Raw genomic sequence first — 11,590 nt, forward strand, 5'->3', positions numbered from 1 at the left:
GATGCCCCGAGAGGACAGGCCATCGACTGGCTTATTCGCTCAAGTCAAAGTCTTGGGCCTCGTCCGGACCCGGCTTCGCATAGGCGGGGTCTTTCGCACGAATGTAAACTTCGCCGTTGTCCAGCATGCGAACATCCAGCGGCACGATCGTGACGCCTTGTTCGTTGATGGTTTGGGCGTTCTCACCAAGGTCGCGATCCTGGATGCCGTCGCGAGGCACGGGGGGGACATTGGCATTGAAGAATGCCGTGTTCCACCACTTGCCTTCTTTGTCTTGGAACGGCGTACCGTGACCCAAGAACCGTCCGGCAAACTTTCGCGGACCGTAAGGACCGTTGATGTCGTCGGCTACGCAGTAGTAGAGATTGTAGGATCCCTTGCGACCTTGATCGGTTGACCAAGCTGTTCCCAAATGGACGTACTTGCCGCCGACTTTGATCATCGTCGCGCCTTCGTGACCGATGCGACTGATCGGGGTTCCATCGGGACCAGGTCGGCTGCCGGCCGGATCAATGCGAACCGGTTCGCCGGTGTAGCCTGACAAGTCCTTTTTCATCGGGGCGACCAAGGTGTTCTGCCATAACAGGTAGGGCGTTCCATCGTCGTCGGTGAAGATCGACGGATCGTGCCGCGGGCCCATGTTCCCATTCATCGGGTGCACCCAGGGGCCTTTCAATTCAGGTCCCGTCGTGAGGGCCAGGCTGGATTGGCTTTTGGGGCAATGCACCAAGGCCCAACGATCGCCCATCCAGTGGACTTCGGGGGCCCAGATCAAACGTTTCTTGATCTTTTCACCGTTCTGTTCTCGGTACGTGTCGCTCAGGTCGAACACAACGCCCAAAGATTCCCATTCAATCAAGTCGGGGCTGCGATACACACGGACTTGATCGCCGACAATGCTTTGGTCGCCCAGGCCGATGTTATAAGGATTCTCGGCTTCGCGAGGATCGTTTTTTCGCGGCTGCGTTCCGGTCAAGTAGTAGTAACCGTCCGGTGCCAAAGTGATATAAGGATCGCGGATCCAGCCGGCCTTGATGTACAGGGCACGGTCGTGACTTTTCAGTCCGGCACGAATCGTTTCCGGGTCCATGACGGGGCCCGGTTTGCGGTCCGTGGGGACTTCTTGGAACGCCGACTTGGGAAACGCGTCGGCGGCTTTCTGGTCCGTGGAGGTGAATAGGATCTTGTGGACCTTAGCCAAGCGGTCGGCGGGAATCTTGATGACTTCGCGATCGTAGGTCATCAGTCCATTGATTTCGCCTTCGACATCGGTCGTTTGCGTGTAAACGCCGCCCGCGATGCCTTGGCGTCGCAGACGGTCCAGGCCTTCGATAGAGGTCAGGTAACGTTCCAAGTATTCCTTTTTGTTCTGTGGCAGGCCGCCGTAACCCCAATTGCGGCGATCGGCATCCCACAAGTGACCACGAATCGGCAGACCGTGTCCGCCGAATTCGCCGACGACTTTGATGAAGTCGTCAAAGCGTCCGCCCTTGTCCAGGTCGAACGGGAAATCAGGATGGGGGTATTGATGGTGATCGACGACGTCACCGACCGGCCAAAAATTTCCGCCGCTGGCGATGTTGATCAACCGCGACGGGTCTCGATCGACGGTCCATTGCCCCACTTCCATGGTGCGGTGCTGGCCCCATCGTTCGTTGAACGGAACCCAGGAAACGATCGACGGGTGATTTTCCAGTGTGTCGATCATCCGTTCCAGTTCCAGCATGAATTGATCGTGCTGGTCATCGGGCCAAACGGCATCGGTGGGATCGGGTTGCAATCGCGTCCACGGCGGTTGGGGGCCACCGCTGACGTGGTCTTGCCACATCATCATGCCCAGTCGGTCACAGTGATAGTAATATCGTCGTGGTTCGACCTTGATGTGTTTGCGGATCATGTTGAATCCGGCACTCTTTAAGTACTCGATGTCGAACAACATCGCTTCGTCCGACGGCGGCGTCAGCAACCCGTCGGGCCACCAACCTTGATCCAGCGGTCCCCAGTGGAACAAGACGTCGCCGTTGAGCGTGAATCGCCAGTGCCCATCCGCGTCTTTGACTTTGCCGACCGTTCGGATGCCCGCGTAGGAATCGACGGAGTCGACGGCGTTACCCGAGTCGTCGTTCAACGTGACTTCGATGTCGTACAAGTGCGGTTGGTCGGGCGACCACAGCTTGGCGTTGTCGATCACCAATTCGATCGTGTCGTCGGTTTCGCCTTCGGCAACGACGCGTTGGCCGTCGCGGACGACGATGCGACAGTTCTGGCCGGATGTCGTTTCCGGGGAAACGGTGATGCTGCCGCGATCTGCATCGGTGCTGATCTTGATGTCGCGGATCGATTCGCTGGGAACCTGTTCCATCCAAACCGTTTGCCAGATGCCCGAAACGCGTGTGTACCAAATGCCGCGGGCGTTGAAGGTTTGCTTGCCACGCAGTTGGAATTGTTCGGTGGCGTCTTCGACACGCACGACCAATTCATTTGCGCCCTGTTTGACCGCGTCGGTGATGTCGAACTGGAACGGCGTGTTTCCGCCGGTGTGCGTTCCGACGGACGTTCCGTTGACGAAGACTTCGCAGTGATAGTCGACCGCTTCGAAGTTCAACAGTTGCCGATGTCCATCGGCGATGTTCGCATCAAAGGTGCGTCGATACCAAAGGGCTTCCGATGGATCCAGCAAACGCTGGACGCCCCCGAGTTTGGATTCCAAACAGAAAGGGACCAAGATCTTCCCGTCCCATTGGCCGGGCGTGTCGTGGGATTCCAACGACGTGACGGCATAGTCCCAGTGCCCATTCAGGTTTGTCCAATCGGCACGTTTCAATTGAGGACGCGGGTATTCGGTCCACGCGTTTTCGGCTGTGACCTTCTTACCCCATCGGGTGATCAGATCAGACTGAAAAGGTTTGTTGCTGCCGACCGGTTGGGGCAATTCCGGCAGTCGGCCTGGTCGTGCAAAGTGAACGTCGATGAATTGTCCGCCGCTGGTTTGTTTGCAATGCACGGCCAAGACGTTGGTGCCGGTTCGGACCGCGTCCTTTTTGTCGGCGGGAATTTTGACCAGCTTGTATTGGCGGGTGTATCCGTCCAGATCCGCGACCAACACACCGTTCAAATAGATCTGGGCGTCTTCGTCATGATGGACATACAACGCGATGTCTTTGGCGGGATTGTTCAACCGGATGGATTTGCGCAGCCAGATTTCATCGGTTTCCCATCGGGTGCCCACGCGTGCGCCGGGCGTGTCCGCGGTACCAAAGCCGCCGGAACCTTCTTTCCAACCCTGGGCGACGTAGTCGGGTTGTTGCCAATCGCCATCAGGATGTTCAAACGTGTAACGCCAACTGTCGACGATGGGCTGGGCCCAGGCGGTCGACCCGGCACCGATCATCACGGCGACGGTAAACAGAGTGGACAGAATCTTCATCAGTCTCAACAAATCACTTCGAGGGGTGGGGGGAGGGAGGGGAAAAGTGTGCGTTGAAGGATCTCATACCACGAGGTCACCGTTCGGTTTGCAAACGAACGTCGGCGTTGCGATCACAGGTCAAGCGGCCGTCGTTGATCTGGAGTTCCGCGATTTGCAGGAATGAGATCTTCTGGGTGGGCGTGCGTTTTTCCGCGGGCGGCGTCGGATAGGGACGATTCGGTTCGGTGTGATAAAAGATGAACGCGCGACCGTCACGGACTGCGACGCTGGGGTGTCGGGCTCGTGTCCCGTCGGCCGGTCCAAATCCCGGTTTCAACAGAATGCGTTCTTGCTGATGCCAGGTGATGGCGTCATCGCTGTGAAAGACCGCAAGCCCGTCGTGCGGATCAGTCAGCATCCAAAAACGGTCGGCGAAGCGAAATACATAGGGGGCTTCTTGATAGCCGAAGCCACGATTGTCCGCGTTGACGTCGCCGGGGCAGGGTCCATGGTTTTGCCAATGCAGCAAATCTTCGCTGGTCGCCCACTGAATCCCGCCGCCTTTTCCGACGCGATAGTAGGCCTGGAATCGGTCCCCCATTTTCAATAGAGACACATCGATCGGGTCGGGCTGGTGAAAATTGGGAACACCGACCAACTTCCATCCATCGATCGGATCGGAAAGCGGGGCGACGTAATGACGAATCACGCCATCGCCACCCCATGGCGGCATCGCCGACGCTTTGTAGGTGGCGAACATGTGAATCTGGTTGCCGTCGACGATGATCCCCGGTGCCCAATGAGTGTCCGGGTTGTCGGGTTGGCCTTTGCGACCATCAAACGTGCAGTAACCGCGAAACTTCCAATGCTTCAAATCTTTCGATGCCAGCACGCCGATCGGTGTCCCGACATATGACGCTTGCTGACGGGTTGCACGTCGAGCGGTGTAATAGATCAGCCATTCCTGGCTGGACGGATTGAACACGATTTCCGGGTCACACGATCCGTGGTAGTTCGGGTCGACAAACATCGGCTTGCTGACATCACCAAAACGTTTTGGCGTGAACTTTGACGTGTCCACTTCGGCATGGCTGTCCGCTTCGTCATCTGGTTTTCGTTCGCCCGTGGTGATCTTGTGGGAAACCACGGTGCCGTTGAACTTGTTGGGGGCCGCATAGTCGCCCGCGGACGTTCGTTCGTCAAAGCCGATGCTGAGCGCGTCGACCGGCTGGATCGGAATCAAACCGGGTGACGAACCAGAAGTCGCCGGTTGGTCGTTGACGGTCAAAGTCATTTGATCGGCGGTCAGGCTGGCCGACAGTTTGACCGTACCACTGACGCGGTGCGACGATTTCAGCCGTGTGACTTGGCCCTTCAGACGGACATCCAGCATCGCAATACCGTCATCGAAATGCAGTGCGTAGCCGTATTGATTGCCACCTTGAGCAAGAACGACACCACGGGGCGAATTCGCGTCGATGACGGCTTGGATATGAATGGGGCGACCGGCGATTGATGGCGAGGCGTCCGCCGGGTCCGACTGCGTTTCTGATCCCTTGGGGTTGTCCCAAATCACGCCAACGCGGCGGGCCCAATCGGTCCAGTCTTCGGTCATCGTCCGCAGTTTGTCGGGGTATTGCGAAGCGACGTCATTCATTTCGCAACGGTCGGACGACAGGTCGTACAGTTCCCACTGAATTTCATCGGGCATGCGTTTGGACCAGACGGCTTTCCAGCTGCCTTGGCGGATCGCGTGGGCGCCCTGATGGTCAAAGCCGATCGTGCGTTCTGGCAACGATTCGCCCGTCATGGCGGGCAACAGGCTGGTGCCTTCCGGCGGCAAGCGTCTTTTGCCGTTGATTGTGTTCGGGTATTCGGCACCGGTTGCATCCAACAGCGTGGGCATGATGTCCATCACGTGGGCCGGTTGGCGGATCCAGCGATCAGGTTTTCCAATCCCTGCCGGCCAGTGCGCGATCAGGGGCGTGCTGATTCCGCCTTCGTGCGTGAAGTGCTTGTACAGTCGAAAGGGGGTGTTTCCCAAGTTGGCCCAAGCACTGCCATACGATTGATGCGTTCCCGGTTGGCCGATTTCGCGAAAGTCGTCTCCGGTGCGAAGAGTTGTCGTTCCTTTGCGTGACGTCCCATCGAATCCGAACGGACCCCATTCGTAACAGGCGCCGTTGTCGCTAAGGAAAAGGATCAGCGTGTTGTCAAAGTCGCCGGTCTGTTTCAGGTGTTCGACGATTTTCCCCACGCCTTGATCGACACCGCTGACCATCGCGGCAAAGACGGCCATGCGTCGTGCCAGATCGGCTTGGCGGTCGCTGGGAAGACTGTCCCAGGCCGGGTTAGGTTGACCGGAGTAACCGTTGGCGATGTCGTCGCGGTCGACCGGCACAATGCTGCGGGGGGACATCTGCCAGTGATCACCGTCGATCAGACCGATCGACTTCATCTTTTCAAAACGCTGTTGCCGCAGCACATCCCAGCCTTGTCGATAGACGGCTTCGAACGCGTCGGCACGTTCGGCCGGGGCTTGGACGGGAAAGTGGGGCGATGAGTGACCGAGGAACAAAAAATATGGACGACCGCTCTGCTGGCCTTGCCGAAGGAACTCGATCGCATATCGGTTGAAGACGTCGGTCGCATAAAACTGGTCGGCCGGAGGATCGATTTCCTTGTCGCGACCCTCGGGCAGACGGATGTAGTAGTCCGCGTCGTATTGATCGTGCGAATGGCCGCGGGTGTAGCCATAAAATTCGTCAAAGCCACGGGCGATCGGACCAGTTGCCTCATGCATGTGCCACTTGCCGACGTAGTAGCAACCGTAACCGGCGGTCTTTAACGCTTCGGCCAGAGTCACGCATCGGCCATTCAATCGTCCGATGTATCCGGGACCGCGTGTGGGGCTGGGTTTGTTGGTGGTGAAATCACCAATGCCGGCTTGAGACGGGTACAGGCCGGTCATCAAAGATGCGCGACTGGGACAGCAGCGTGCGCTGTTGTACATCTGGGTAAAGCGGACGCCGTCACCAGCCAACGCGTCGATGTGAGGCGTCGGGATTTCGGATCCGTAGCAACCCAAATCGCTGTAGCCCAAATCGTCGGCCAAGATGACGATGACGTTTGGTGGTTTGGGATCGGTCGTTAAGGACGGTGCTGTGGCGTCGGCGTGGTGCAACGCCACCAGCATGGCCAAGGCGGCCAAGATGATGCGAGTCATGGGGAGGGGCGGAAAATCGCGTGGGGTGCGGAAAGGGCGAAATCAAGGATCGGTCGACGATGTGGATTGGGAATCATCCACCAGGACACGCAAGTGATCCGTCAACGCGCCGACGTGAAGGCTGAAATACAGTTGCCGGCCGTCATCGCTGATCGTGATGCTGTCGGCGGGCAGGCTGCCGAACTCCGTGTCAACGTCTTCCAAATGTCGCCCACGAAAAGCTTTGTAATCCAGGTCATCGATACCGAACGGTTGGTCGCTATTTCGCAACTGATCGCCGGTCACCGCGATGCCCAGAATCGGGTGTTGGAAACTGATCGAACCCGATAGCGTTTGCCGCGAACCAAAGTTGCTGGTTTGCGGCTTGTACATCAACAGGTAACTGCTGACGGATTGCTTGGGCGTGACCCGGAACTTCTGCGTGGGACTGGACGGCCAAGTCTGGCCGGGCAGCACCAATTTCAAATCCGCCGGTCGGCTGACGTGATGATTCAGCTTTTCGGGCACCAAAAACATCTTGTGATTGTGGGCCAGCGAGCTGAGCGAAACGTCGGGACCGGGCGGCACAAAGTCGACAATGGACGAGGCTTCATCGATGCCCAAAGCCAGCGGCCAAATGTCTTGGTACTTGCCCGGTTCATAGGGGATTTCGGTGGTTCTTCCGGCCGATCGATAGCTTGCCAATGCACAACCTTCGACCACCATCTGCTCGGACGGCGGATCCACGTCGTCGGTCACACGCACCGAGACGTCGCCATCGAAGACGGCCAGATCGACATCGCCATCGGTCGTCGCGGTGACACCAAAAGCGGTCTCCGAATCGCGGATTTCCAAATCGCCGGCACGGATGACTAGATCGGTTCGATTGCCTGAGGTGCGGGCGGTCATCTTGCCGGCCAACAGGTCGATGCTCTCCGGGCCGACAATGCGAAAGGACGCCGGCGCGGCGACTGAAACGATTGCACCGGAGTTCAATCGCAACCGGATCGATCCGCTGTCCAGACGGTACGAATCCGAACGCGTCAAGTAACGGCCGTCGACGGGCCACTGGTCGGCCGCACCACCCCAAGACGCTTGTTCGGCGAAGGTCATCACCGCATCGTGTTCGGGAATTTGTCGCGAGGATTTGCCAGGCAAGAACGCCACCAACACACAAGCGGCCAGGGCCATCGCGACCGCCGCCCAAGCGAGCGTACGTTGCGATCCCGGAGTGAGCGATGACGTGTCGTGTCCGGTGCCGGGTTCGATCCTGGTCCGCTGCGGTCGTGAGGAAAACGAATGCGTGTCCGTGTCGATACGATCATTGCCATGGACCGCTTGGCCACGGAAGCATTCGACCAGGGTGGCGGATTGTTCCTGGAATTCGATGAACCAGCGTCGCAGTTCCGGGCTCCGCTGTAACGACTTGTCGAACTGTTCCAGTTCCTCCGGTGACATCGCACCGTCTTGGAACATCGTCGCAGCACGCAGAAAGTCTTCGTAGGACATCGGTGATGATGAATCGTGACGGTTCATACCGTTTCGGCCTCCATTCGACGACGGACACATTCCGCCAAAGCTTTGTGGATACGCGCGATCGCTTGGTAAGCGGACGCGATTTTGGCGTCCATGAAGCTGGCGATTTCTTTGCCCGACCGGTTCTCGAAATACCGCATGCGGACAATTTGGCGACTGCGTTCGGACAGTGATTCGATGCACTGGGACAACGCGTCAACGCGGTCGTTGTCCGGAACCAAGGACGTTTCGGTCCACTCGGATTCCAAGATCGACATCGCTTCGTCGGACAACCCGACGTAGCGGCCTTCACGAGTGCGAATGACGTCGATGGCTCGGTTTCGCGATGCCACACGAAACCAGTTCATCAGGTGTTGCGGAGACTCCAATTTGCCGACTTGGCCGATGGCTTTCACGCAGACTTCCTGATAGACGTCTTCGGCTAAGTGGAAATTGCGAGTCACCGTGGCGATGTGTGCCGTCAACGGCAGTCGCTGGCGCAGGACGATTTCGGTGATTTCTTCGGTGGTTAACATTCGTTGCCTCTCACTGGCTGGTACGAACGTCGCACCTCGTTCTATACGCGGTGAGCATGAAAATGCGGTCGAGCGAATCGAACAATCGGGCCGAAAAATCGCTCCGTTTCCATCCCCGCGACTGAGGCCCCCGTTACGTGGCGATAAGCCCGGGCCGTTGGCCATTGCCATCAAGATCCATTTGTCAAACTTGGATCGTCCGGCCGCGAATTTTGACGGCGGGCGATTTTCGCGATGCTGTTGTTTTGTTCACGCATGGCCCGGCAATCATAGCCGGTCTTGGCCGGAAGCATCCGGGTTTTCACGGCAAAGACCCGGCGGAGATCCTAGGACACAAGGGGCCCGGTAAGATTCCGGGCCGGTGTCGCCTCGGCCGGGACAGTGATGTTGGGGGGGCACCCACAGCCGACCCTGGCATTGCCCGCCGAACAAATTCCCGACCGACGGTGTCTGGTCGTAAAGTCGATTCCACTGAGGTGAAATGAAATGAGTGATACCGCGATCCAGCGATTCTTAATGGCCGGCACGTTCGCGGTCGCCGGCGCGTCGACGAACCGTGAAAAGTATGGCAACAAGGTTTTCCGCGCGTTGCTGAAGGCGGGCCGCGACGTCTTTCCGCTGAACCCCGCGCAGGACGAAATCGAAGGCCATCGGGCGTATCCAAAGATCGATGCGTTGCCCACGCGGCCCGATGCTTTGTCGATCATCACGCCGCCGCCGGTGACGCGATTGGTGGTGGCTGATGCGATCGCCGCCGGAGTCCGACACATCTGGATGCAGCCCGGCGCCGAAGATGACCAGGCCAGTCAAGCCGCACGTGAGGCAGGTTTGGACGTGATCGATGACTGCAGTTGCATCCTGGTCTTATTGGCTCGCGCGTCTTGAACACGTTTGGGTTTCATCACAGCGGATCAGCGGTGGTGATCGAAGCCGCCGTGTGGGACCATCCATTGGCGAAAACGCAATGATGGATTTTCTCTGGTTTGAAAATCCTGGTTCGAAAACACGGTCAGGCGAAACAGGCAGACTGAAAGAAAGCCGCCGACTGGTCATTCATGGACGCCATGTCATCGATCAACTGCGCCTTGCAATCTTCCATGATGGCCACCGATGACCGTGCTTGGCGGGCGGCGGATCGCAATTCGCCACAGTCGTCGATCGTGCTTTGGATGTGCTTGTTGACGACGTCGAACAACCCACGGAACGGGTGCGATTCATCCAAGCTGGCGGATTCTTTGACGCCCGCCATGCGGACAAAACGCAGGGTCTTTGCGTTTCGCTGTAAGCATTCGGTCAGCTTCGCAAGTTTTGCAAACCAGTCGTCGGCGTCTTGCAACCGTCGAATCAAGTCGTCGGCACAGCGACCGGCTTGATCCGTCAGCAATTGCACGTGGCCGAGTGCTTCGGAATTGGCGTCGTCCGTATGCACGTGCAGTTCACGCAGAAACGTCGTGTTCGTTTCGCTTTGCAATGCGGCGGCGGACAATTCGAAAGACAACGCGTCCAGTGAATCGACCAGTTGGTCGACCGATTGGTGGATGGCTGCGATCGCTTCGCGGTTTTCCGATTCGGATTCCGCCAACGCGACAGCGATGGCTTCGCGCGGTGCAGAGTCGGCGGAGACGCGGGCGTTGATCGCGACCAAACCGATCTTGTCTGAAAACTGGCTCATCCGCTGATTGATGGCTTGGATCGTCGTGGTCGCGGTGCGGATTTTTGCCAGCGAATCTAACATTCGGTCCAGGGATCGGGTGCACCTTTGGTTGCAGCGCAGCATCGATGCGACCGAAGAATCACCGATGACGGCGTCACCGGATCGGGGGTGGTGCGACATGGCGTCGGGGGCTGGTGATCCCTCCGCCAACACTTTGCGACGCGATGCCATTTCCGTCGAAAGCGCGTATCGCATGAACGACGGGTAATCGGCAAAGCCCAGCTGTTGGATCTCGCGACTGGCCGCTTCCAATCCGATGTCGGACACTTCGTCTTTGGATGCGCCGCCCTCTGCCGCTTCGATTTCGATCTGTCGCACCCGATCGTAGACGCCGATTACCGTTTCCAGTAATTGGCTGGTGGGTTTCAGACGCACCGAAAGGTGGCCATCGTTGATCATCGTGGCAAAGGCCATGACCCAGTAGTAGCTGCCGTCTTTCGCGCGGTTTTTCACGTATGCAGCAACGGTGCCATCGTTTTCCAGCAATTGCCAGAACAAGCGAAACACGCCACGTGGCATATCCGGATGACGAATGATGCTGTGGGCTTTGCCGATCAGTTCGTCTTCCTTGAATTTCGACACGCGAACGAAAACTTCGTTTCCAAACCGGACGACGCCGCGACGGTCGGTGGTCGAAAAGAACAGTTCATCGACACCGAACGGACTTTCCTGGTCGATGCAATGTTGGGATCGGGGTTGGTGCATGGTGAGTCAGAACGCGACACGAAAGGGGCACAAGTCACGGATGTTCATCTGAAACCTGTCATAGGATTTCCTTGCCGCGGCGACCAATGGGCGATTTGTCGGCTGATTCCAATTTTGCCGGGCCGCCAGATCGTCACCGGAAAGGAATGTTGCGACTGTGATGCCACTGCCCCCACGAAAGGGGCGGTGGTTGCGTCCGGTGTCACGGCCGCTGAGAAGCTGGCAAGTAGCGACGGTGTGGGAAATCTCCTGGCGAATGGTGTGTTCGCAGGCACCCGGTCCGGGTTCGCCATGGGGGGCGAATCGCGTACACTGTCGCCGCGAAAGACGCCGACCAGCGGCCTTGTCACAAGGCGGTTGTTGTCAGCAGAAAGTCGACGCGTCGGGCCAGTAGCTCAGTTGGTTAGAGCAGGGCACTCATAATGCCTGGGTCGCGGGTTCAAGTCCTGCCTGGCCTATTTTTTTCACGCACCGTGTTGGGCAAGCGGTGGATACCGTGGGCTGTT

The 11,590-nt window shown here is 58.1% G+C and carries 6 protein-coding genes and 1 tRNA gene; 2 read left to right on the forward strand and 5 right to left on the reverse strand.

Translation table 11 applies throughout. From position 1 onward, the window contains the following. Positions 1-31 precede the first annotated feature (31 nt). The 4 genes from HFP54_RS17635 to HFP54_RS17650 all read right to left on the reverse strand — a co-directional run bounded on the left by HFP54_RS17635 (position 32) and on the right by HFP54_RS17650 (position 8,665). The gene (locus HFP54_RS17635; RefSeq protein WP_168566174.1) at positions 32-3,427 is read right to left on the reverse strand and encodes a family 43 glycosylhydrolase; all 3,396 of its coding nucleotides are present in this window, start codon (positions 3,425-3,427) and stop codon (positions 32-34) included. Positions 3,428-3,503: 76 nt separating this feature from the next. Further along, positions 3,504-6,635 carry a sulfatase-like hydrolase/transferase gene (locus HFP54_RS17640; RefSeq protein ID WP_168566175.1) on the reverse strand — a complete coding sequence of 1,044 codons (3,132 nt, stop codon included), beginning with the start codon at positions 6,633-6,635 and terminating at the stop codon, positions 3,504-3,506. A gap of 42 nt (positions 6,636-6,677) precedes the next feature. Next, positions 6,678-8,150, reverse strand: coding sequence for a FecR domain-containing protein (locus tag HFP54_RS17645; RefSeq protein ID WP_168566176.1), 1,473 nt, complete (start codon positions 8,148-8,150; stop codon positions 6,678-6,680). After that, positions 8,147-8,665, reverse strand: coding sequence for a sigma-70 family RNA polymerase sigma factor (locus HFP54_RS17650; protein ID WP_145296452.1), 519 nt, complete (start codon positions 8,663-8,665; stop codon positions 8,147-8,149). The genes HFP54_RS17645 and HFP54_RS17650 overlap by 4 nt, the downstream gene beginning before the upstream one ends. A 486-nt stretch (positions 8,666-9,151) precedes the next feature. Between HFP54_RS17650 and HFP54_RS17655 the strand changes: the two genes are divergently transcribed. Then, a complete protein-coding gene (locus HFP54_RS17655; protein ID WP_168566177.1) occupies positions 9,152-9,550 on the forward strand; it encodes a CoA-binding protein in 399 nt (132 codons plus the stop codon). 124 nt (positions 9,551-9,674) lie between these two features. On the opposite strand, the gene HFP54_RS17660 is transcribed toward HFP54_RS17655, so the two are convergent. After that, complete coding sequence (locus HFP54_RS17660) at positions 9,675-11,084, reverse strand: PAS domain-containing protein (RefSeq protein ID WP_168566178.1); 1,410 nt, start codon at positions 11,082-11,084, stop codon at positions 9,675-9,677. Between the two features lie 384 nt (positions 11,085-11,468). On the opposite strand from HFP54_RS17660, the gene HFP54_RS17665 reads away from it, so the two are divergent. Continuing rightward, a tRNA-Ile gene (locus HFP54_RS17665) sits at positions 11,469-11,542 on the forward strand. Positions 11,543-11,590 lie beyond the last annotated feature (48 nt).

Origin of the sequence: Crateriforma spongiae (genome assembly GCF_012290005.1) — a bacterium.
Lineage (GTDB): Bacteria > Planctomycetota > Planctomycetia > Pirellulales > Pirellulaceae > Crateriforma > Crateriforma spongiae.

Coding starts and splice junctions, on each gene's coding strand:
- HFP54_RS17635 (WP_168566174.1), bottom strand. CDS start 3,427: ATGAAGATTCTGTCCACTCTGTTTACCGTCGCCGTGATGATCGGTGCC.
- HFP54_RS17640 (WP_168566175.1), bottom strand. CDS start 6,635: ATGACTCGCATCATCTTGGCCGCCTTGGCCATGCTGGTGGCGTTGCAC.
- HFP54_RS17645 (WP_168566176.1), bottom strand. CDS start 8,150: ATGAACCGTCACGATTCATCATCACCGATGTCCTACGAAGACTTTCTG.
- HFP54_RS17660 (WP_168566178.1), bottom strand. CDS start 11,084: ATGCACCAACCCCGATCCCAACATTGCATCGACCAGGAAAGTCCGTTC.
- HFP54_RS17655 (WP_168566177.1), top strand. CDS start 9,152: ATGAGTGATACCGCGATCCAGCGATTCTTAATGGCCGGCACGTTCGCG.
- HFP54_RS17650 (WP_145296452.1), bottom strand. CDS start 8,665: ATGTTAACCACCGAAGAAATCACCGAAATCGTCCTGCGCCAGCGACTG.